18 protein-coding genes are annotated in these 23,345 nt (G+C 53.5%); 10 read left to right on the top strand and 8 right to left on the bottom strand.

Features of this window, described 5'->3' with window-relative positions:
- Window positions 1-187 precede the first annotated feature (187 nt).
- Both ACJJIC_RS19455 and argS read right to left on the bottom strand, forming a co-directional pair.
- A complete protein-coding gene (locus ACJJIC_RS19455; protein ID WP_444888187.1) occupies window positions 188-1,075 on the bottom strand; it encodes a dTDP-4-dehydrorhamnose reductase family protein in 888 nt (295 codons plus the stop codon).
- Window positions 1,076-1,238: 163 nt separating this feature from the next.
- On the bottom strand, window positions 1,239-2,975 hold the full coding sequence (gene argS, locus ACJJIC_RS19450) for an arginine--tRNA ligase (RefSeq protein ID WP_445357695.1): 1,737 nt from the start codon (window positions 2,973-2,975) through the stop codon (window positions 1,239-1,241).
- A 135-nt stretch (window positions 2,976-3,110) separates the two neighbouring features.
- On the opposite strand from argS, the gene sbcB reads away from it, so the two are divergent.
- From sbcB to ACJJIC_RS19430, 4 genes are all read left to right on the top strand, one after another.
- On the top strand, window positions 3,111-4,562 hold the full coding sequence (sbcB, locus tag ACJJIC_RS19445; RefSeq protein ID WP_445357866.1) for an exodeoxyribonuclease I: 1,452 nt from the start codon (window positions 3,111-3,113) through the stop codon (window positions 4,560-4,562).
- A gap of 110 nt (window positions 4,563-4,672) precedes the next feature.
- A complete protein-coding gene (locus tag ACJJIC_RS19440; protein ID WP_252084788.1) occupies window positions 4,673-5,689 on the top strand; it encodes an aspartate carbamoyltransferase in 1,017 nt (338 codons plus the stop codon).
- Between the two features lie 118 nt (window positions 5,690-5,807).
- Window positions 5,808-7,241 carry an NfeD family protein gene (locus tag ACJJIC_RS19435; protein ID WP_445357694.1) on the top strand — a complete coding sequence of 478 codons (1,434 nt, stop codon included), beginning with the start codon at window positions 5,808-5,810 and terminating at the stop codon, window positions 7,239-7,241.
- Window positions 7,242-7,326: 85 nt separating this feature from the next.
- Window positions 7,327-8,091 (top strand): slipin family protein, encoded by a 765-nt coding sequence (locus ACJJIC_RS19430; RefSeq protein ID WP_252084790.1) that lies wholly within the window; start codon window positions 7,327-7,329, stop codon window positions 8,089-8,091.
- Window positions 8,092-8,173: 82 nt separating this feature from the next.
- On the opposite strand, the gene pgi is transcribed toward ACJJIC_RS19430, so the two are convergent.
- From pgi to nhaC, 4 genes are all read right to left on the bottom strand, one after another.
- Window positions 8,174-9,796, bottom strand: coding sequence for a glucose-6-phosphate isomerase (gene pgi, locus ACJJIC_RS19425; RefSeq protein WP_444908869.1), 1,623 nt, complete (start codon window positions 9,794-9,796; stop codon window positions 8,174-8,176).
- Between the two features lie 311 nt (window positions 9,797-10,107).
- Window positions 10,108-10,302, bottom strand: coding sequence for a hypothetical protein (locus ACJJIC_RS19420; RefSeq protein WP_252084792.1), 195 nt, complete (start codon window positions 10,300-10,302; stop codon window positions 10,108-10,110).
- A 488-nt stretch (window positions 10,303-10,790) separates the two neighbouring features.
- A complete protein-coding gene (locus ACJJIC_RS19415; RefSeq protein ID WP_444908870.1) occupies window positions 10,791-11,867 on the bottom strand; it encodes a DUF3549 family protein in 1,077 nt (358 codons plus the stop codon).
- A complete protein-coding gene (nhaC, locus tag ACJJIC_RS19410; RefSeq protein WP_444908871.1) occupies window positions 11,860-13,365 on the bottom strand; it encodes a Na+/H+ antiporter NhaC in 1,506 nt (501 codons plus the stop codon). Before nhaC ends, ACJJIC_RS19415 begins: the two co-directional genes overlap by 8 nt.
- A 327-nt stretch (window positions 13,366-13,692) precedes the next feature.
- Between nhaC and ACJJIC_RS19405 the strand changes: the two genes are divergently transcribed.
- From ACJJIC_RS19405 to ACJJIC_RS19380, 6 genes are all read left to right on the top strand, one after another.
- Window positions 13,693-14,862, top strand: coding sequence for a 1-acyl-sn-glycerol-3-phosphate acyltransferase (locus tag ACJJIC_RS19405; RefSeq protein WP_444888193.1), 1,170 nt, complete (start codon window positions 13,693-13,695; stop codon window positions 14,860-14,862).
- A gap of 115 nt (window positions 14,863-14,977) precedes the next feature.
- Window positions 14,978-17,116: an ATP-dependent DNA helicase DinG gene (dinG, locus tag ACJJIC_RS19400; protein WP_445357693.1), complete on the top strand. Its 2,139-nt coding sequence runs from the start codon at window positions 14,978-14,980 to the stop codon at window positions 17,114-17,116.
- A gap of 105 nt (window positions 17,117-17,221) precedes the next feature.
- Window positions 17,222-17,545 (top strand): YqcC family protein, encoded by a 324-nt coding sequence (locus tag ACJJIC_RS19395; RefSeq protein ID WP_444885880.1) that lies wholly within the window; start codon window positions 17,222-17,224, stop codon window positions 17,543-17,545.
- A gap of 283 nt (window positions 17,546-17,828) precedes the next feature.
- Complete coding sequence (locus ACJJIC_RS19390) at window positions 17,829-18,521, top strand: ATP-dependent zinc protease family protein (protein ID WP_252084798.1); 693 nt, start codon at window positions 17,829-17,831, stop codon at window positions 18,519-18,521.
- A 55-nt stretch (window positions 18,522-18,576) separates the two neighbouring features.
- Window positions 18,577-20,109: an inactive transglutaminase family protein gene (locus ACJJIC_RS19385; protein WP_252084799.1), complete on the top strand. Its 1,533-nt coding sequence runs from the start codon at window positions 18,577-18,579 to the stop codon at window positions 20,107-20,109.
- A gap of 9 nt (window positions 20,110-20,118) precedes the next feature.
- Entirely contained in the window at window positions 20,119-21,123 is a 1,005-nt protein-coding gene (locus ACJJIC_RS19380; RefSeq protein ID WP_252084800.1) for an alpha-L-glutamate ligase-like protein, read from the top strand.
- A gap of 52 nt (window positions 21,124-21,175) precedes the next feature.
- On the opposite strand, the gene ACJJIC_RS19375 is transcribed toward ACJJIC_RS19380, so the two are convergent.
- Together ACJJIC_RS19375 and ACJJIC_RS19370 are read right to left on the bottom strand one after the other, a co-directional pair.
- Window positions 21,176-22,336: an acyl-CoA desaturase gene (locus ACJJIC_RS19375; RefSeq protein ID WP_444908874.1), complete on the bottom strand. Its 1,161-nt coding sequence runs from the start codon at window positions 22,334-22,336 to the stop codon at window positions 21,176-21,178.
- Window positions 22,337-22,552: 216 nt separating this feature from the next.
- Window positions 22,553-22,888 carry a fatty acid desaturase gene (locus ACJJIC_RS19370; protein ID WP_444911000.1) on the bottom strand — a complete coding sequence of 112 codons (336 nt, stop codon included), beginning with the start codon at window positions 22,886-22,888 and terminating at the stop codon, window positions 22,553-22,555.
- Window positions 22,889-23,345 lie beyond the last annotated feature (457 nt).

Here is a 23,345-nt window from a genome sequence, read left to right as displayed (position 1 = left end):
CGAGAGTCTTTAATTGGCGATTTCACGACCCTTCCCTGTGTCGATACATGGCCACTCCTGTAATAACTACCATTAACGCTTGTTAGCTATAAATAGTGCCCAATTACAAAAGTTAACGCCGGCTTATAGGCCGGCACAGGTATATCCCTATACCATTTAATTTCTTTTATTCGTTTTCCATTAGCTTTTAATTCTGGATAAAAGATTTCAGGTTGCGTGCCAGTTGCTGAGGCAATGGTTCGGTCCCTTTGATGCCGAGGTTTGTTAAGCGCGATTTATCCAGCTGACAATTGTAGGGGCGCGGTACTGAAAAATCGGGTTTGCTATCTGCGCTGATATGGTCAGCACTCAATTCGCATACTTTGGCAATAATATGCGCAAGTTCAAAGCGAGTGCAGGCGGTGTCGCCGCTCCACTGATAGATACCTTCAAATTGGATGCCACGCTGGGTTTTCAACAGGCATTGCTCCAATACTTCTGCCACTTCCTCCACACTGGTGGGAAAACGAATTGCCCAGTGATCCAGTGTGACCGGCTTTTGCTCTCGCAGTGTCTCTAATAGGGCGGTAATACCCGATTCCTCCAGGTAGGAGACGGGTCCAAACAGCCAGGGCAATCTTAAAACCCAATGGTTACCGTTTTTCAATACTGCTTCCTCTCCCGCCAACTTGCTGCGGCCGTAGAAATTCACGGGATTGGGTGTGTCATCAGGGGCATAGGGTGGGGCAGTACCATCAAAGACATAGTCTGTGCTGATATACACCAACTGTGCATTGATTTCGCTACAGTGCTTTGACAACAACTCTGTGCTGCTGACATTGAGTTGCCAGGCGGTATCTGGATTGTCAGCACAGCGGTCTGGCCAGCGCTCAGCGGCACAATGGATCACCACTTCCGGCCTGATATCGTTCAGGGAAGCTTTCACTGCGCTGCTATCCGATAAGTCCAGGCGAATTAAGTTTTCGCCTGCGCGAGAAAAAGCGGTGCCGATTACGGAAAAAGTAGGTTTGTTGGAAAGTTGTTTAAATACACTACGGCCCAGCAGGCCGGAGGCGCCGGTAATCAGGATTTTCACGGGTTACTTTCCTTTAATTAGACCAGTGGGGAAACGGTGGCCTATGTGGGGTAATGAATGGTGCAGGATAGTTTGGCTGGAGGCTAGGGAAGCCTGCCCGCCAGAGAGCCGCCCGGCCAGCCAGCCTGCATATTTGCTGGAGGTATGGCCGGGCAAGAACAATTTACATTTGCTCCATAACTTCAATACCGAGCAAGCCGAGGCCAGTCGCGATAGTGCTGGCCACCAGGTTACACAGCCGCAGACGGCTATGCTTCTGTTCTTCACTTACCCCTTCTTTCAAGACCGGGCAGGCTTCGTAGAAGCTCATATAAGCACTGGCAAGCTCGTACAAATAAGTACAGAGCACGTGTGGGAAGGTGTCTTTGGCTACCTGATCCAGTACTTCACCAAATTGGTTCAGTTTTACTGCCAGTGCGCGCTCTTGGGGACTTTCCAGATTAATATTGCCCTTGAGTTCACTCGCCTCAATGCCGGCCTTGCGGAAAATACTGCGCACGCGGGTATAGGCATACTGTAGGTAAGGCGCAGTATTGCCTTCAAAGCTGAGCATGGATTCCCAGCTGAAGATGTAATCGTTAGTGCGGGTCTTGCTTAGGTCCGCATATTTCACCGCGCCGATGCCCACCTTGCGCGCGATTTCCGCACAGGTTTGTGCATCCAGCTCAGGGTTCTTCTCGGCTACCAGTTTTTCTGCTCGCTCCACCGCTTCCTCTAGCAGGGCGGCCAGTTTTACCGTACCGCCGGTGCGGGTTTTAAACGGCTTGCCATCGTCGCCCATCATGGTGCCAAAAGCGCAGTGCTCAAGAGAAACGGATTCTGGCAAAAAGCCCGCTTTGCGTGAAGCGACAAAGGCCTGCTGTAAGTGCAGGGATTGACGGGCATCCACTACGTAGAGAATACGGTCTGCATTGAGCTGGTTTGCGCGGTAGCGAATGGCAGCCAGATCGGTGGTAGCGTATAGGTAACCACCGCCCTTCTTCTGGATAATCATCGGGCTTGGATTGCCTTCTTTATCGGCCATCTCCTCCAGGAAGACTACGATAGCACCTTGGTCCTCTACGGCGATGTCGTTATCCAGTAGTTCTTTAACCAGCACCGGCAGATCGTCGTTGTACTGGCTCTCCGCGTAAACGTCTTCCTGCTTAAGGGTGACATTGAGCTTGGAGTAGATCTCTTCACAGTGGCTGATAGAAATATCGATAAACTGTTTCCACAGTTTCAGGCACTGTTCGTCGCCGCCCTGCAGTTTTACAACGTATTCACGGGCGCGGTCTGCAAAACCCTCTTCCTCGTCGAAGCGTACTTTGGCTTCGCGGTAGAAGACTTCCAGGTCGGCAAGGGCTACTTCCGCAGCATTGTCTGCCAGCTTGTCGGACAGATGTGCCAGTAACATACCGAACTGGGTGCCCCAGTCGCCCATATGGTTTTGACGGACCACCTTGTGGCCCTGGAACTCCAATAAGCGCGCCAAGGCATCACCGATAATGGTGGTGCGCAAATGGCCTACGTGCATTTCCTTGGCCAAATTGGGGTGGGAATAGTCGATGACTACGGTTTTGGGTTCTTCAACAGAGGCAATATTGAGACGCTTGTCGCCTTGGGCAGCCAACAGCTGTTGGCTCAGCCACTGTTCACTCAGATGGATGTTTAAGAAGCCAGGACCCGCGATCTCGACCTTTTCGATCATATCGCCCTTGTCCAGCTGCTCAAGGATCTTGCTGGCCAGCTCACGCGGGTTGGTGCCCAGTCGCTTGGCGGCGCCCATAGCGCCATTGGCCTGGTAGTCGCCAAATCCGGCTTTCTTCGCAGGTGCCACAATCGGGCCGCATTCTACGGGGATACCGGCGGCAAGCATGGCGGCCTGGAATTTGTCGGAGAGGAGTTGGCGAATATTCATAGAGGGTTATAGCTGTCTTAAATTCGTGGAAACGCCGAATTTTAATGGGCGGTGGCGGCTTTGCAACCAGCGAGGGCTGGAGAGCGACTCAAATCTGGGTACAGGTGTCCAGATGGTGTGGTGCTCAGTGGTATGATGCCGCCAAATTATGGAGGTACCGTGAGTTCTACCACACTTTATTGGCACGATTATGAAACCTGGGGCACAGACCCGGGTGCCGACAAACCGGCGCAGTTTGCCGGTATCAGGACCGACGAAGCGCTGAATATCGTCGGCGAGCCATTGATGATTTACTGCCGCCCTTCAGCGGACTGCCTGCCGCAGCCCATGGCGAGTCTGGTGACGGGCATCAGCCCGCAAAAGGCCCTGGCTAACGGCGTGCCGGAAATTGAATTTATCCAGCGTATCCTCGCTGAACTGGGTGCGCCTGGTACCTGCGGAGTGGGCTACAACAGTTTGCGCTTTGATGACGAAGTAACCCGCTACACCCTGTACCGCAATCTGCTCGATCCTTATGAGCGCGAGTGGCGCTCTGGCAATAGCCGCTGGGACATTATCGACATGGTGCGCCTCACTTATGCCCTGCGCCCGGAGGGTATCCAGTGGCCGACACGCGAAGACGGTGCGCCGTCTTTCCGCCTGGAAGAACTGACCGCAGCCAATGGAATTTCCCACGAGGGCGCTCACGATGCACTCTCTGATGTCCACGCTACGATAGATATGGCGCGGCTGATCCGCAAGCAACAGCCGAAGCTTTACGATTATGTTTTCCGCCTGCGCCGAAAGCAGGAAGCCGCCAAGATGATTGATATGCGTGAGCGCCGCCCGCTGTTGCATATCTCCGGTAAGATCTCTGCCAATCATGGGCATCTGACCTACGTGATGCCGTTGGCCAGCCATCCGGTGAATCGCAATGCCGTGATTGTTGCCAATTTAGCGATGGACCCCGAGCCTTTACTCAACCTGGATACGGATACGCTGCGTGAGCGCCTCTATACCGCTCGCGATCAGCTGGGCGAAAGCGAACTGCCGGTTGGGCTGAAACTGGTGCACTTGAACAAGTGCCCGATCTTGGCCCCAGCCAATATGCTCGACGATAAGCGTGCCAGTGAGCTGGGCATCGATAGGGCGGTTTGCGAGGCCAACTGGCAGAAGTTGAAAAGCGTTGATCTGACCGAGAAACTGCACAACGTATTTCTGGATCGGGAGTTTCCCCAGAAAGATGTAGAGGCGAATCTCTACGGCGGTTTCCTCAGCGATGCCGACCGCGATATCTGCCGTGAGCTGCACCGCGGCTTGGCAGCCCGCGGGCCCGAAGCCCTGGCTGGCGAAGTGCCATTCAGTGACAAGCGCCTACCCGAGTTATTGTTCCGCATGCGTGCGCGCAACTTCCCAGAGACCCTATCGGACGAGGAACATCAGCGCTGGCAGATCTGGTGTTTCCAGCGGTTAACCGATCCCACCGCAGGGGCCTCTATCACCCTCGAAGATTACTTCCGCCAGCTGTCCGAACTGCGAGTACAGCATCCAGAGCGGATATCGCTGATTACCGAGCTGGAAAACTGGGGCGATAGCTTACTCGCCTAATGTGTTGAATCGCGCCAGCGGCCATTCTTTCACTGGGCTCTATTGCGGTGCCCGAGTAGAATGCCGCTCGCGAACACCCGCGCCCACAAGGCGCAATCACTGGAGTAACCATGGACTTTATCGGAGCCAATATTCTGTCCGTCAGCCAGTTCGAACGTGCCGATATAGAGCGCGTATTCGATGTGGCTGACGCCATGACCCCCTATGCAAAGCGCGAAAAGGTAACGCGCGTATTGGAGGGGGCGATTCTCGGCAATATGTTTATGGAGCCGAGCACCCGTACCCGCCTGAGCTTTGGGGCTGCTTTTAACTTATTGGGTGGCACGGTTCGGGAAACTGTGGGGATTACTGCCAGCGCTATGGCTAAGGGAGAATCCCTCTACGATACGGCGCGGGTACTGTCGGGCTACAGCGATGTGATTTGTATGCGCCACCCGCAGGAGGGCTCTGTGGCAGAATTTGCTGCAGCGAGCCGCGTGCCGGTGGTCAACGGCGGTGATGGCGCTAATGAGCATCCCACCCAGGCGCTGTTGGATCTCTACACTATTCGCAAAGAGCTGGCCGCCCATGGCCGTACCCTGGATGATTTCCGCATCGCCATGATTGGCGATCTCAAACACGGTCGCACCGTGCACTCCCTGTGCAAGCTGCTGTGCTTATTTGGCAGTGTACATATCACTCTGGTCTCCCCACCGGAGCTGGCAATGCCCGATGCGATTGTGGAGAAGCTGCGCGAGGTGGGGCACGAGGTGACGGTGACCGACCAGCTGGAATCCTCAATCGCCCATGTGGATATCGTCTACTCCACCCGTATCCAGGAAGAGCGCTTTGCCTCTCAGGATGAGGCCAACCGCTATCGCGGGCGTTTCCGCCTTAACCGGGCGATTTTTACTCGCTATGCAGAGCCCAATACGGTGATTATGCACCCCCTGCCGAGGGATTCACGCGCAGAGGCCAACGAACTGGATACCGACCTGAACGAACATCCGAGCCTGGCGATTTTCCGCCAGACCGATAACGGCCTGCTGGTGCGTATGGCTTTGTTTGCCCTGCTATTAGGGGTGGAACGTCAAGTGGATAAATACGCCCGCGAAGTAAACTGGCATAGCCGTCGCAACCCAGTTTAACGTCACTTTCCTTGTTTTCGGATAACGCCGTTTTTTTCTGTTAATCTGATTGAGTTACCCCGGCCAGAAATACGATGGCTGGCCCGGGTTTCTCCGCAATCGCATCAGGGAAAGATGCATGTCGAATCAGATATCGTCAGCGGTATTCTTGCGCGGCGCGCTCATCCTGACGCTGCTCCTCGTCGTTTTGATTTCAAAAAGTGCCGCACAGGAAAGTACTTCCCCCCATGTGGCGCTGTTGACTATTGATGGCGCCATTGGCCCCTCTACGACGGATTACTTTAAGCGTGCCACTGAGAGTGCTGGTGAGCGGGGTGCCGAGTTAATCATTGTGCATATTGATACTCCAGGCGGTCTGGATGCGGCTTCCCGGGATATTATTCAGCATATCCTTTCCTCTCCTATCCCTATTGCCATGTATGTGTACCCCTCGGGCGCCCGTGCAGCCAGTGCCGGCACCTATATCCTCTATGCCAGCCAGATAGCAGCTATGGCCCCGGCTACAACTCTGGGGGCCGCCACGCCGGTACAAATAGGCGGACCACCGGGAACGCCATCTCCGGGTGGCAATCCGAAAGAGAGCGACCAAAAAGAGGAAAAAGAGAAAGCGAATAAAGACGACGAGGAAGGTAAAGACGAGGACAAAAAGGAAAAGCCATTATCCGGCACCGCCATGGAGCGCAAGATGGTTAATGACTCCGTTGCTTTTATTCGAGGCTTGGCACAACGCAATGGACGCAATGCCGAGTGGGCGGAGAAGGCCGTTCGTGATGCGGCAACTCTGACCGCTTCGGAAGCGCTTGAGATGAATGTTGTCGATATTGTTGCCAAGAATGACGAGGATTTACTGAAGCAAGTGGCCGGACGTAAAGTATCTCTTGATTCCGGTGAAATTACCATTTCGGCAGAGATTGCCCAACTCCCCATAGAAAATTACGAGCCAGATTGGCGTAATGAGTTACTGGCTCTGATTACCAATCCCCAGGTGGCTTATATTCTTTTATTGATCGGTATTTATGGGCTGATTTTCGAGGGGTATAGCCCCGGCGCTTTTGTGCCCGGCATTGTGGGGATTATCTGCCTGCTTTTGGCATTTTATGCTTTGCAGGTTTTGCCGATTAATTATGCCGGATTGGCGTTGATTATTGTTGGGGCGCTTTTGATTGTGGCGGAAGTCTTTATGCCCAGTTTTGGCGCCTTGGGAATTGGTGGGATTATTGCCTTGGTGATTGGTTCAGTAATGCTGATCGATACCGATGTGCCGGGCATGCAGGTATCGCGAAAACTCATCGCGGCAATTGCTGGAGTGAGTGGTGTTTTTCTTTTGGGTCTTTTAATGGCGGTGGGCAGGAGTTTGCGCAAACCGCGACTTGCCTCCGATCAGGCCCTGGTGGGACGAGTGGCAGTGGTGAGCAATGTGAGCGAAGAAGAGGTGCTGGTGCACCTCGGTGGTGAAATATGGCGGGCGCACTGTGAGACGCCACTGGAGCCTGGGCAGCGAGTGCGTGTTATCGCCCAGCGTGGTTTGCTGCTCTATGTTGAGCCGGGCTAGTCATTGCGGTTGGCATTTAAATTGGCTTTTGCTGGTGCGAATTTACCCCAGCAAAATTTACAAGCAGTTATAGGGAGAGATAAGCATGGTCAGTTATTTTGTTGGGCTGTTGGTGCTCGCGGTATTACTGCTATTGATGTATGCCATCCGAATCTTGCGGGAATATGAGCGTGCGGTGGTCTTTTTTCTGGGGCGCTTTCAGACGGTGAAAGGACCTGGCCTGATTATCATCATCCCAATTATCCAGACCATGGAGCGCGTGGACTTGCGCACCGTAGTGATGGATGTCCCTACACAGGATGTGATCAGTCGCGATAATGTTTCAGTAAAAGTGAATGCGGTCGTTTATTACCGGGTTGTTAATTCACAGTCAGCGATTATCAATGTTGAATTTTATCACGAAGCTGTCAGCCAACTGGCCCAGACGACGCTTCGATCTGTACTGGGTAAGCATGAGTTAGATGAGATGCTTTCCGAGCGGGACAAACTCAATGTGGATATTCAAAAAATCCTTGATGAGCAAACTGATGCCTGGGGTGTTAAAGTCACTAATGTCGAAATTAAACATATCGACCTGGATGAGAGCATGGTGCGTGCTATTGCCCAGCAGGCTGAAGCAGAGCGGGCACGACGAGCCAAGGTAATTCATGCAGAAGGCGAAGCCCAGGCAGCCTTAAAATTAACAGAAGCTGCCAATCAGCTATCTCAAAATGCTAACGCCATTACTTTGCGCTACATGCAGACCATGATTGATATTGCCGGAGCAAATAATAGCTCAACCATTGTGTTTCCACTTCCACTGGATTTGATTGAGCCTCTATTGAAGCGTGGTGCTGAGGCGCAGAAATAAAGAATTCTCTTTCTCTGTGAAACATAACTAAAAAGGCCACATTTTGATGTGGCCTTTTTAGTGGAGCTCTCTGTAAATGGTCTTACAAGAGCTTTTCCATCAGAGAGCGAGTTGAACTATCCCAATCCTCGGGAACATTTCCATCTGCGGCATTATAAATCTGCGCACTTAACTGTTTGCCTAGCTCTACCCCCCATTGGTCAAATGGGTTAATTCCCATAAGGCAACCGCTGGTGAATACCTTGTGCTCGTAAAGCGCTAACAGAGCTCCCAAGTGATGCGGGTCTAACTTTTCCAGTATCAAAGTATTACTTGGGCGATTACCGGGAATGGCTTTATGTGGTGCCAGCGCATGGGCTTCGCGGTGGGTATAGCCGGCATCCTCCAGTTCCTGGCGGGCTTCGTGCAGGGATTTGCCCCGTAGTAGAGCCTGGCTCTGGCTGATACAGCAAGCCAGTAACCAGCGGTGTTGCTCGCTTAGCTCAGAGGTCGGTTGCTTGATGGCGATAAAATCCGCTGGAATCAGGTCAGTGCCCTGGTGCAATAGTTGATGGAAGGAGTGCTGTCCATTGGTCCCCTCGGAGCCCCAGATCACACTGCCGCTGGGATACTCCAGAGGCTTGCCCTCTTTATCCACGCTTTTACCCAGGCTCTCCATATCCAATTGCTGCATCCAGGCGGGAAATTTGGATAGACGCTGAGCATAGGGCAGAATCACTTGGCTGCTGGCACCCCAGCACTGGCGATACCAGAACTGAATAAGAGCCAGCAATACCGGCAGGTTTTCCTTCAGAGGGGCACTGGCAAAATGGGTGTCCATGCTATGGGCACCGGCCAATAGTTGCTCATAAACGTTGTAGCCGTAGGCCAGGATGATCGGCAGACCAATGGCCGACCACAGTGAGTAGCGGCCACCTACCCAGTCCCACATAGGGAAAATATTTTCTGGGGCAATACCAAAGTCTTGTGCGGCCACAATATTGCTGCTTACGGCAACAAAGTGTTGGGATAAGTGTTTTTCAGTGGCACCCGCCGCTAGTACCCATTGACGTGCACTCAGAGCATTCTCTCGGGTTTCCAGAGTGGAAAAAGATTTAGAGGCAATGATAAAGAGAGTCTCTTCCGGGTTGAGACCTTTGAGGGTATCACTGAGGTCGGCACCATCAATATTTGCTACGAAATGTACTCGAATACTTTCCTTGTGCCATGAGCCGAGAGCCTCAACCACCATACGCGGACCGAGGTCGGAGCCACCGATGCCGATATTGACGATATGGCGAATAGCTTTGCCGCTGAATCCGAGCCACTTTTGCTGATGGATGCTATCGGCAAACCGCTGCATCTGAACGCGGCAGTCAGCCACGGCGCGTTCGTGTTCAGTTTTTGCCACTCCCTGAAAGCGAAGGGCGGTGTGTAGGGCTGGTCGATGTTCGGTATTATTGACATTGGCACCGTCAAGCAGGGCAGCAATCTGGCTGCTCAAATCCTGATCTTCGGCATAGTCGAGTAACAGTTGCAGAGTGTCCTGCCGCAGGTGATTTTTACTGAAGTCCAGATAGATACCAGAGGCTTCGCAGCTAAAACTGGTTGTGCGCTGGGGATCGGTGGCGAAAAGTTCGCGTAAAGACCACTTTTGTTGTTTGAAATGAAATTGGAGTTGTCCAATTGCAGAGGTACGGCTCAGGGCCAGAGCTTCACTTGTCATGTTGATCGTTAATTAACTCTCTTTTGAGTAATTTTTTTCGGTCTTTCCAAGCTGAACGGTGCTTGGTGTCAAAGGGTTGGCAATCCTAACTTATTACTTTCGCGGGGCCAGTATCTGAGACGGTACAGTCTATTACAAGAAAAGAGTCTTCGCTAAGAATGGGGGAGAGAAAAAACAAATGCCGCTCGTTAAAGCGGCATTTGGTGGTGATCCATACTAAATAATGCTTTGTTACTTGTGTGTCTGTCAGTGTAAATTTAGTCAAAACCTCATTTAGTATGAATCACCACGCTGTTCTGCTTGAAACGATTTTACTTCACCACTTTCATGCAGCGTACTCTGTCAGAAGCCATCCAGCAGTCAGCATCTGCAGGGCAGGCCATGGAAACTGGAATTTGTTCAGCACCTGGTGGGCAGTAAGCTGGCGGTGCCGGAGGGCTACAGCAACCTGCTAGAACCAGTGCACTGATAATACCGATTAAGTACTTGGCTGGAGTGAAATTCATCCCCTAACTCCTTTCCGTTGATGTTAGCCATTAGCATAGCCAATAAAACGTCACCTGTTGGTCAGCTTTGTAAAATGTGTTTTACAAAGAAGCCGCCTAATTGAGTGTAATAGGCGCAGGAAAAAAAAAGCTGTCAGGTGCAAAGTCAGGGAGAAGCTTGCGCCAGTTTGTAGGGTTTTAGGCTGTAAAAATAGCGTTTTCTTTCTGAGGTGCTGCTAAGTGTGTTGTTTTTTGTGGCGGTGGAGTGAGTTGAAATTTATTTTTTAATGTTTTTTGTTGCAGTTTTCTTTTGCGGGATTTTAGGTGAACTATTGCTGGAATAGAAGTTAGCGAATGTAAAAATGGCAGTCTTTTATTCGTTGCGCAGATGAGTACTCTTCTTATGAAGATGACGAAAATCATTTACAGGTGGAATGTGTAAAGATAAGGCGTAAATATGGCAATGAGGTAGGCCAAAATTTTGCTACATCATTGCCAGATTGAAGACCCTAGTGAATGGATTTGGGTCCATGAAGGAAATGACCGAAGGCCTGAGCCAGGGTTTCTTCCCGTTCTGGGTCGCGTAATGTACTTAGTAGAGAGGTGCGCACCTTGGGCAGAAACATTAAGTCAGAGAGCAATAAGTTAAAGGTATCCTGGTTATTACTATCTGCCAGTGCATTGAGCCAAAGTTTGGCTAATTGTGGATTTTCTAGGTCTTGGGGGCAGCGGCTGCCGATGGCAGCAAGAAGCTCTATAGACTTAGCCTTGATGCTCTGAGTGCCACTCGATGATTTTTGTGTCAGATGCTTTAAAACTTCTTGCAGTAAAGTGCCGCGTAACCCCTGCGCCGGCGAATGAGAGATACCACGCACTGCAGCGGCAATCAGGGTGAAATCCGGAGTGTCATTGTGTAAAGAGTCATGTGCCCGAGTGGCGATGGCTTCTACCAGCTGGTGATCGACCACTTCATTTTCCAGACAGTGGCACAGATTGACAAAAACTGGCGCAGCAATATGGGACAACTGATTTAACAGAAGCTCTTTCTGGGAGTCCCAGCGGGCTGATAGATCGGCAATTCCCTGTAGGGCCAGGTTATCCCAGCGGGACTTCTGGGGGTTGTGGAAATAGTCGAGTATTGCTGCATAGTGCGCGCTAGGTGTGCGCTTCAGAAGCCGTTGGGTGTGCGCGTGAAATGCAGCTTGGCGCTCGTTGGAAGGGGTATAAAGTAGACCGCTTTGTTGCAGTAATTGGTCCAGCTGCGCTGCGGATTCGGAAGCGGGCGCCTGCTTCAGCTCTTGGGCCAGGGCGCGCAGCAAGCCATCGCGGGCCTGTAGCTGTAGCTTGCCCTGCTCATCGAGGGGAAAGCGCAGGAACCAAACCGCCGGTTCACCACCCTCAACGGGTTGCAGCAAGAGACCACTCCAGGCCTGGCGCAAATAGGGGTGAGGCCAGGCCTTTTGGCCCGCCTCGAAAGCCTCGGCTGTAGACTTTGGTACAGATTGAAGACGCCGGCCCAGATCGAACCAGCGTAATTTAAAGTCCGCCTCTTCTATCAGGGCGCTCAGGGTACCGCTTTCACTCATGACAGCTTTGTAGATTTCCTTCTTTTTTATCGGAGGGTGCTGTGGCCGCAACTGAGATCGGCATCTGCTTAAAGTGCAACCAGCCGTAGGCGATCGCCAGCAGCGGGCAGATGATGTTAAACAGGGCATAGGGTAGGTAAGAGAAGGTATAAATGCCAAGGGTAGCCGTCATATAGGCCCCACAGGTATTCCAGGGGATCAGCACGGAGGTGATGGTGCCGGAGTCCTCCAGTGTACGGGACAGGTTTAGCCCATGCAGGCCCTTCTCTTCAAAGGCTTCTCTGAACATACGGCCCGGAATAATAATTGCCATGTACTGGTCGCCAGCGGCGGCGTTCATGCCGAAACAGGTGAATACGGTGGAGGTCACCAAGCCGCCCACGGTTTTAATACGTGACAGAGTCCAGTTGACAATCACTTGTAGGAAGCCGGCGCGCTCCATGGCGCCACCGAAGGCCATGGCGGAGGTGATCAGCCACACGGTATTGAGCATGCTGCTCATACCGCCTTTCGAGAGGAGTGCGGCGACATTCTCATTCGTAGAGGTGGATTTATAGCCATCGAACAGGCTGTACCAGGCGCCTTTGAGCGCGGCCAGGGCACCTTCATCTCCCCCCAGACGGCGGGCAGTCTCCGGTTCGAAAATCAATGCGATGGCACAGCCCACCAGGGAGCCGACGATCAACGTGGGGAAGGCGGGGACTTTGCGCCAGGCCATAGCGAGTAGCAAGATCAGAGGCAGCAGGCTGATCAGGGAGATTTTGAATTCGCTCTTCAGGGCGGTAAGTAAAGACTCGATATCTGATGCGGAGGCAGTGCTGGCTTCAGAAGTGAGGCCGAGATACGCGAACACCACCAAGGCGATAACGAAGGCTGGAATCGCGGTCGACATCATATGGCGAATGTGCTGGAACAGATCATTCGATGTTACCGCCGCAGCCACGTTGGTCGTGTCAGATAGCGGCGACATCTTATCGCCAAAGTAGGCGCCGGAAATTACCGCACCCGCAGTGATTTCCGGGGACAAGCCAAGAGCACCGGCAATCCCCATCAGAGCCACACCCAGTGTGCCTGCGGTGGTCCAGCTGGAGCCGATGCTAAGACCCACTACGGCACAGATAATACAACTGGCGGCGTAGAACCATTGGGGCGAGAGTATCTGTACCCCGTAATAAATCATCGAAGGCACAGTGCCAGCTAATATCCAGCTGCCGATCAAAGCGCCCACCGCCAGTAGTATCAGAATCGCGCCGAATACCAGGCCGATGCCGTGCAGCATGCCGCCTTCCATATCACTCCAGCTGTGGCCGTTTTTCATGCCCATGAGCGCAACCACGCAGGCACACAACAACAGTGCAATTTGGTTGGGGCCGTAAGAGGAATCGGCGCCATAAAAATACACTGACAGTGACAAGAGTGCGATCAGGATCCCCAGGGGGATCAACGCATCCAGCAGGCTGGGCGTGCGCGGTTCATTAGTGGGGGTGGCTTGAGACAAGGTGGACTCCTGCTTGACTGCGTGGCTTGTGCCGTATTCGTTATCGTTGTTTTTGCCGTCGGCGGCGGTTGTCCCTCCTATTCTCCCGGCTTGGGACGGTGAAGTCTACTTTGAATAGCAATTGGGACAGGAGGACCTTTTTACTGACTGACCCGTCTAACGGTTCTTTCATCGCCTTGGTCATCGATCTGGTCGGGTGAGGTGCTAGCAGTTCGGCGAGGCTTCCGGTATGTTCTGCGCCGATTTCTTATCCCGGCTACCCTGTGGCCGTACAATAAAATGAGCCCGGGCCACGGGTAGATAGTCGGTCCGGCAGGTAGTGATGTCATGAGAGCAAGTGAGTTAGACCCCGCTCAATTTGAGGATATGCGCCCTTATCGCGACGATGAGGTGCGTGCTGTTCTGGACAGGCTGATCGCCGACCCGGAAATGTCCCATGCTGTAGCGCATTTCCTGATCCCCAAACTGGCGCGCCTGGAAGGCCCCCTGGCCTGGCTGGTACGCCAGTTCCTGCGTTTTGAATTCCGCAAAGTGCACGATGTACGTGGTGTACAGGCGATTGTAGAAAAATACATCGACAAGGTGGTGAGCCGCACCACCTCCGGGCTGACAATTTCTGGGCTGGATACCCTGCCGCGGGACCGCGCCTGTCTCTTTGTAAGCAATCACCGGGATATCGCCATGGACCCGGCTTTTGCCATCGTGTCCATGTACAAGGAGGGGCATGAGACCTCCCGAATCGCCATCGGCGATAACCTGCTGGGCAAGCAGTTTGCCGGCGATATTATGAAGCTCAACAAGTGCTTTACCGTTAAGCGCAGTTCTGGCACCCGCAGGGAAAAGCTGCAGTCGGCGACAATGCTGTCTAACTACATCTACCATTCCATCGTGAATGACAATGAGCATGTGTGGATCGCGCAGCGCTCCGGGCGTGCGAAGGATGGTATGGATCGTACTAATCCGGCCTTGGCGGCCATGTTCGCCATGACGAAAGATCGGGATATGCCCTTTGCGGATTTCTGGCGCAAGTTGCACATAGTGCCCCTGTCCATCTCCTACGAGTGGGACCCCTGCGATGCCCAGAAAGCCAAGGAACTCTACATCACCGAACACAAGGACGAGTACAAGAAGGCCAAGAACGAGGATCTGGCCTCCATCGGCAAGGGTGTGATCGGCTTCAAAGGGCGGGTGCACACCGCATTTGGTACACCGATCGAGGCGGATTTCAATGACGTTAACAGCGTCGCTGAAGAGATTGATCGCCAGATTGTCGGCAATTACACCCTGCATCCCACGAATCTGATCGCCTACGAAATGATCTACGGCGAGGTGTCCGGATTGCCGGTGGGTTACCCGCACAAGCCCTGGGATGCCAGTGAACACCTGGAGACCCGTGAGAAGTTTGAAGCGCGCATGGCCAAGGTCGATGAGCGTTGGCGGGAAAAGGCGATCCAGGCCTATGCCAACCCGGTAGTTTCACGCCTCGCATTTGAATAACTGTTTTGGAATCAGTGTAAGAGGGGCACTCAGCCTCTGCGGTGCTGGTGAGGAGGGGGCGCTTAGTGGATAATAACGCCCCCTGCGCCACCCACTAGCGAATAGACTCTCCCCCGTGCTCAACGATAAACACAAAACTGCCATCCAGGCTGCCTACAGCCAATTCCTTTCCAGCCGTGGCCTCAAGGCCCGTTATGGGCAAAAACTGATGGTGGCAGCCATTGCCCGCACGCTGGGCTCGATTGTGCAAAGTGCCAGTGGCGAGCGCGACAGCAGCAAGACAGAAGGCGAGCATATCTGTGTAGTGGAAGCCGGTACCGGTACCGGTAAAACGGTCTCCTATTTACTTGCCGCCATTCCCCTGGCCCAGGCCCAGGACAAAACCCTGGTGATTTCCACCGCCACAGTTGCTTTGCAGGAACAGATTATCCACAAGGACCTGCCCGAAGTGGCGCGTCACAGTGGCCTCAACTTTGAGTTCACCCTGGCTAAGGGGCGCGGTCGCTACCTGTGCCTGTCAAAATTAGATCAACTACTCTCCAGTTTTTCCGCCAGCGGTACCGGCCTCTCTCTGGGACTCTATGAAGACGAGCTGCCCCAGGTGGTAGAGGACAGTGTTGCCCTCTACCAGAAGATGACTGACAGTCTGACCTCTGGCCGTTGGGATGGTGACCGCGACAACTGGCCGGAAACTATCGAGGCCGATGACTGGGGTCGGATAACTACAGATCACCGTCAATGCAGCGGCCGTCGCTGCCCCCATGTCACCAATTGCAGTTTCTTTCGTGCGCGCGAGAGCTTGGGCAAGACCCAAGTGATTGTTGCCAATCACGATTTGTTACTGGCGGACCTGGCCCTGGGCGGCGGTGCCATATTGCCTCCCCCAGAAGAGACGATTTACGTGCTCGATGAGGCCCATCACCTGCCGGACAAGGCCCTCAATCATTTCTCCCATCACAGCCGTGTCGGCGCCTCCACCGGTTGGCTCGACCAAGCCAACAAGGCCCTTGGCCAGATGTTGGGAGAGATCGGCGATGGTGCCGAACTGGATCGCTGTGGTGAGCAGCTACCGGCGGTGCTCACCTCTGCCAAACAGGGCTTGGAGCAAATGTGGCCGCTGATTGAAGAATTGTGCGAATTTGAGGATGAGCGGGGTAATACCACTCGACACCGCTTCGAGGGTGGAGTGGTGCCGGATTCCATGATGCAGCTGGCGGAAAAGTTGCGCGAGGATTTTGACGAGCTGGAGGGGCTGTTCGGCAAAATGTTGCAAACGGCCCAGCGTATGCTCGAGGACGCTCACTCTCCGGTGCCTATTGTAGATCTGGAGCGTTGGTACCCTCAGCTAGGCAGCTGGTATGGGCGTGCCGAGGCCAATTTGTTGCTCTGGGCCAACTATGCCCGCGCAGATGCCGATGGCGCCCTGCCTCAGGCGCGCTGGGTTACTCTGGTGGATTGGGGTGGTTCGACCGATTTCGAGGTGTGCAGCTCGCCCATCCTGGCCGGCAAGACTTTGGATTACAGCCTTTGGCGGCGCTGCTATGGTGCGGTGCTTACCTCCGCGACGCTCACCGCACTGGGCAAGTTTGACCGCCTGCGCATGCGTGCCGGTACCCCGGAAAATGCCAGCTACCAAGTGGTTCCCAGTCCCTTTGATTTTTCCAGAGCCACTCTGCAGGTTCCCGCTTGTGCCGTGGATGCAGGTAACGCGGACCAGCACACCGATGCGGTGATTGATGCTCTGCCGGAGTTGCTCAAGGACTCTGGTGGTTCCCTGGTACTCTTCTCCTCTCGCCGTCAGATGGAGACGGTCTACGAGGCACTGCCCGGTACCTGGCGCAACCGCATCCTGATGCAGGGGCAGCAGTCCCGTCAGCATTTACTCGACTCACACCGTGAAATCGTCGATGGTGGTGGCAGCAGTGTGTTGTTTGGTCTCGCCAGTTTTGCCGAGGGCCTGGATTTGCCTGGGGATTACTGCAGGCATGTGGTGATTGCCAAGTTGCCTTTCGCGGTGCCCGATGACCCAATAGAGGCGGCCTTGGCAGAATGGATTGAGGCCAAGGGTGGCAATCCATTTATGCAGATCACCGTGCCGGATGCAGCCCTGAAACTGGTACAGGCCTGCGGTCGTTTGTTGCGTGCGGAAGGGGATAGTGGAACAGTCACCTTGCTGGATCGACGTGTGGTGAGCCGTCGCTACGGCCAGGCGATTCTCAATTCACTGCCGCCCTTTAACCGCCATATCGAATAACCTCTTACTCTTTGGTGTGCCCCATTTTCGTCTACAGGTTTGGAATTCCTGCCAGGGGCACTGGGATTACAAGCCGCCCGGCAGGGCGGTTTAGGGATTGGATCTATGCAAGCTATTTACTCTGAAGTCGCCGATCAATTGTTACAGCTCGAAGCCGAGTTGCGCCGCATGGCCCTGTGGCAGGAGGAGGCCCCAACAGCGGAAGCCTTAGCCAGCAGGGAACCTTTCTGTGTAGATACCCTGACTCTGCCGCAGTGGCTGCAATTCATCTTTTTGCCGCGTATGCGCCAGCTAATTGAGGGGCAGATGCCGCTACCGCAACAGTGTGGCATAGCGCCAATCGCGGAAGAGTTCTTCAAAGAGAGGGGAGGCGCTGAGCCTCTGATCAAGATTCTCAAGGGCATCGACGAGCGCCTGCAGCGCGGCTGAGTCCTCCTCTCTGGCGTCCACTGGGCGCCCCACCTCGCTTTCATCTACTTTGTTAGCTATAACGATTCACGGTTGGCCGTCAAATTCTCAAGATCTGGCGCGTGTCACATTGTGGCGCTTGCATCGCTCGACTCTAGGAACATCCCTGTTCACCAAGCTCTTTCATAGGCTAATATCGGCCTTTTGCTTGCGTTGGGAGGAATTTCTGCGCTTGCTACCGTGAACGCTGCGAAGACAGTGCGGTCGGATTGGAATGCTAATGGGGCTAGAGGTAATCGTTAGGATGCAGAAATTTTCCCTTCTGTGGTTATTGGTCGCGGTCCAGTTATTGCTGGGCTGTCAGTCGCTGATGTACCCCGCACAGAGCCAGCAAGGGGCAGAACCCGCTACTGCACAATCGGGCCAATCTCAGGGTGAAATACTCCAGTGCCCAGAGCCTGTGGAGGTGATCTGCGCAGAACCAGAGGTCAGGGTCGTTGAAAAAGTCATCGAACGAACCCTAGAAAAAGTAGTCGAAGTGCCCGTCGCCAAGGACAAACTGGTGCTAGGAGCCGTGGAGAAAATCTCTATCGAGCCCTCCGGTCTGGTAGTTGAGTCTGTGGTGGATACCGGTGCGCCGACAACCACCCTGCGTGCCCAGACACTGACACGCTTTGAGCGCGATGGTGAGGACTGGATCAGAATTCAGCTGGCACTGCCGGAAGTGGATGGTAAGGCGGAAACTTCTACTATCGAACTGCCCATCAAACGCCATATCCGTGCGAACCGTATTGGTTTCCCGAGCCAGCGTCGCCCGGTAGTGGAGATGAATCTCACTGTGGGTGAGGTTACTCATATGGTTGAGGTCAGTCTGACGGATGAGGGCCGCAACGATATTGTGATGGTGCTGGGACGCAATTTCCTCAAAGATGCCGCGGTTGTCGATGTGAGCCGGCGCAATATCCAAGGGCAGCCTCGGGTGTTCGGGAATAAATAGGCCGCTTATTAAGATTAGGTTCCTTTTGGAACCCTAGAGTTACGGGGAAGGGCGAATGTCGCCGCGCGTTCAAGTTTATGTTATTGCGGCATTGCTCGCATTGATCGGGGCGGGTCTCACCGCTTACAAACATTTCGAATTAGGTTTTCCACTGCTGCCGGGTGAATACCGTACTGTCTGGACCATTGAGGCCAAAGTGGGTTTCGATGCGGAGGGCGGCCCGGTAAAAGCTGCGCTGACTTTGCCCCGTGAGCAACGCAATATGGAAATCCTCGGCGAGACTTTCAGTTCCTCCGGTTTTGGCTTTTTTATCGCCCGGGAAAATGATGAGTATCGGGCAGTTTGGACGCGCCGCTCCGCCGAGGGACCCCAGTCCCTGTTCTATCGCTTGGATGTGTACCAGACTCCCGGTGCGGCGCTCGAACAGCCTTTGAATCTCAGCACCCAGGTACAGAAACCTTTCCTCGGTGCACGGGAGCAAGAAGCCGTGCGTCTGGCGATTGATTCGTTAGTTAAGCAGGCCCGCGAGCGCTCCTCCGACGTGGAATCTTTCACCACTCAATTGCTGTTTGAGCTGAACGACGATGGTAACCAGGATCGCAACCTGGTCTTCCGCCACTACACCGATAAATCCCTGGTGGATGTCGCTCTGCTGATGCTGGCTACCGCCGATATTCCCGCGCATCGTATCCGCGGCCTCTATCTTGAGGACGACCGTCGCCGCCTTGCTCCAGAGGATCTGCTCGAAGTTTACGATGGTCAGCGCTGGATTGTTTTCGAGCCAAGCAGCGGCTTGCCCGGAATTCCAGAAAACTTCTTTATCTGGCAGCGCGGTGGCAAGAGTCTGCTGGACCTGGAGGGTGGCCGCAATTCGCAGGTGACTTTCTCGGTCATTTCCAATGACGTGCCTGCACGGGATGTCTCCATGCGCAGCACAAAGGGCGAAAAAGAGGCGCTGGTGGATTTCTCCATCTACAGCCTGCCCATCGAGCAACAAAGCATCTTTAAATTGATTTTACTGGTGCCGGTAGGTGCCCTGGTGGTGGTGCTGCTGCGCATCTTTGTCGGCTTGCGCACCTCCGGTACCTTTATGCCGGTACTCCTGGCAATAGCCTTTATTGAAACCCAGCTGCTCACAGGGCTATCAATTTTTGTATTGATCCTGGTGCTCGGATTGTGGGTGCGTTTCTACTTGAGTCGGCTCAATTTGCTCCTTGTGTCGAGGATCGCCGCCGTGGTGGTCACGGTGGTGCTCATTATGGGGGTGATCAGTGTGGTCAGTTATAAGCTCGGAATTGAGCAGGCACTGACGGTGACCTTCTTCCCGATGATTATTTTGGCCTGGACCATTGAGCGCATGTCCATCGTTTGGGAGGAGGATGGCCCCTACGAGGTAATTGTACAGGCCGGCGGCAGCCTGCTGGTGGCTGTTTTGGCCTGGTGGGTGATGACTAACCGCTATGTGGAACACTGGACCTTTAATTTCCCCGAGCTGCTGCTGGTTCTTCTGGCCTTTATCCTGGTTGTGGGTAACTACACCGGTTATCGCCTCAGCGAGCTGATGCGTTTTCGGCCTCTGATCAAGTAGGGGGTTGCGATGCTTCAATTTTCATTCAAGCACATCATCAACAAGGTTCGCGGTGGTATGGTTTCGCCGATGGCCCTGAATGAGATGGGCATACTCGGGATGAATGCACGCAATATCAATTACATTGCGCGCTACAACGATCGGGAAAAATTCCCAATTGTCGACGACAAACTGAACACTAAGCGAGCGGCCAAGCGCGCAGGCATACCAGTACCGGAATTGATCGCAGCCTTTGAAACTCCGGCCAGCCGCAAGCGCGTGATGGAAGTGATCGATCCCTTGTGGAAGTTTGTAATCAAGCCCGCGCGCGGTTCGGGGGGCAAAGGTATCCTGGTCATTGCCGGGCGCGATGGGGATAAGTACAAGAAGATTTCCGGCTCTGAAGTTGAAGCCCTGGATATTCTGCGTCACGTTAACAATATTCACAGTGGCCTCTACAGCCTCGGCGGCAAGCCTGACCGGGTAATGGTGGAGGCTCTGGTGGATTTCGACCCGGTGTTTCAGGATTACTCTTTCGAGGGAGTACCGGATATTCGCGTGATTGTGTTTCGCGGTTTTCCGGTGATGGCAATGCTGCGCTGTTCTACCCATAGCTCCGATGGTAAAGCTAATCTGCACCAAGGCGCTGTAGGAGTGGGTATCGACCTGGCCACTGGCAAGAGCTGCCACGCTGTACAGCGCGGCTTACGCATCCAGCACCACCCGGATACCAAGATGTCTTTCGGTGAGCTGAAGGTTCCGGGTTGGTACGATCTGGTGCGTCTGGCGGCGAGCTGTTATGAAATGACCGGTCTCGGCTATCTCGGTTGCGATATCGTTTTGGATCGCGAGCGCGGTCCGCTATTACTCGAAGCCAATGCTCGTCCCGGTCTCGCAATTCAGGTAGCTAACGGTGTGGGTCTGCGCCAGCGCCTGCGTTTTATCGAGGGGCTGGATGAAGAGATGCTCGAGAAAGGGGTGGACGAGCGGGTGGCGTATTCCATGCGTGAATTCGCTGCGGAAAAAACCCTTTAACCCACTCGAAGGCAGTTGCCTATTGCCACTTTCCAGCATTTTCGCAGCACTGTTAGGAGGATGTGGCTGAATCCGTCTGGCACTGCTTTATCAGTCTACTCAGACGCCGGCTCTGCATTTTCAAGCCGAACTCTAACTCCTTAACCTTGTTTTGAATTGCCAGCGAACGCCACTTCTCCGCGATCTTATCCCCGCGGCACTGGGCGCGCTGTAACTGCAGGTTTTTCCAGTTTTCCAGAGCCCTGGCGAATTGTATGGCCTCGTTCTCCAATAGTTTTAACCAGTCCTCCCGGTGTGCGCTGCCTCCGAGCTTCTCCTCCGCCTGGCTGAACTGCACTGACAGTTTGGCTTTCTGTATTTGTACCGCTGAGGGGGTTTTTAGGTCGTTGGTGATACCGATCCAACTGAACAGCTTGATCATCCATTTAGTTGGGTCGTACGCAAACCAGCCTACGCCATTGCGATAATCGGCAGGAAAGGCGTGGTGGTAGTTGTGGTATCCCTCACCGAAAACCAACAAGTTCAGAAAGATATTATCTCGTGCACTGATATCGTTTTTGTAGGGGCGTTTGCCCCACATGTGCGCCAGAGAGTTGACCAAAAAAGTTGTGTGGTGATTGACTACGATACGGAGTACTCCAGCGAGCAATAGCATACCGATCACATCGCCGGTGAGAAGCCCAAGCACTAGAGGAATACCCAGATTCATACTGAGGGTGATGGGGATATAGTGATTGTGTTGCCACATCACGATCTTGTCGCGCTTCAGATCCCCGACATTTTTATAATCCAAGTGGCTGCTTGGATATTCGTGCATCATCCAGTCGATATGAGAAAACCAGAAGCCGCGCATTGCTGAGTAGGGGTCGCGATCATTGTCATCAATATGGCGGTGATGCAAGCGGTGCGCAGCGCTCCAGGTCAGGGTGGAGTTTTGTAGGGCAGCCGCGCTGAACAAGGCAAAGAACAGGCGTAGAGACCAGTGGGCTTTATAGCTTCTGTGAGACCAGAGCCGGTGATTGCCTGCTGTTACCGAGAGACTGCACAAGGCGGCTAATAGTGCGAAGGCGAGCCACTGGTACCAGTGATATCCAACCATCAGCCCGTAGATGGGCACGGCGGTCAGGGCCAGGAAACCTGTACTGGCAAACAGCACTGTGGGAACCCAAAAGCATTTGCGCTTGGTTGTGGATGTTGGTGAAGTAGTATTCATAATTCGAGCCTGTTTGTGAAACGGCCTCGGGAAGCCCCGTATAGTTAGTGGCGCAATTTTTCTATGAAGTTATTTGGCGGTGTATTTCTGGGGATAATTTCCAGTTACCAATACGATGCTACACAGAGAATATAGATAATTATTGTGAGGAGGCGCAGTGCGCTTTTTGCAGCCATCCATACTGCCAAGTGATACCCAGCCAACTGAGGCCCTTTATCAGCCCTTTAGTCTAGTCGGGTCGTACGCAAACCAGCCTACGCCATTTCGATAGTCTTTGGGAAAGGCGTGATGGGAGTTTTGATAGCCCTCGCCAAATGCAAAAGTATGGATAACAGGGTTGTCCCGGGCCGAAATATCGCCCTGAACTTTCTTTTGCTCCAGTGGTGGCCCCAAAGAGTTGAAAGCGAAGGCGGCATGGTGATTGATTACCATGCGCAAAACACCTGCCAGCAAAAACATGGCGACAATACCTCCGGTAATCAGACCGAGGATTAGGCCGAAAGCAAAGTTCATACTGGCGGCGATCAGCAGAGAGTGGCGGTGTTGCCCCATCACAATGTTGTCCCACTAAAGGCCTTTGGCATTGTTCTACCTAAAGGATATTTGTGGATCATCCAATCTAGTGGCGCACAGAATTTCTCAGAGGGATTTTTTTACATCAGGCCTCTAGTGGTTGCTGTCCTTGGCAGGTTGCGCCTCTTTTTGGTGCGATATTTAGGTTTTTTGGCACTTGTTGGTTCATATTGCTTGGTCGCCAGGAAAAAAAGAGATCGGCCACCGCAAAATCCTACGAGAAAGTTGGCATACCGATTGCAGCATTAGAAACGTACGGGACGCATGACCCGTACTTCGGGGAGTTTGCATGGGGTTATGGCAAACCGTTTCCAATGAGGAACTTCCCGTTTTCTCTCATCATCGCTGATTATGGCCCCGCTCTGCGGGGCCTTTTTTATTCTTCTATCCCTCTTTCCAAGCGCTCCCACTCGAAAAAAATTTTATTTTTGTGACT

It is taken from the genome of Microbulbifer mixtoriginis (SeqCode) (genome assembly GCF_052468275.1).
This window is presented reverse-complemented; position numbering and strand designations above follow the sequence as displayed.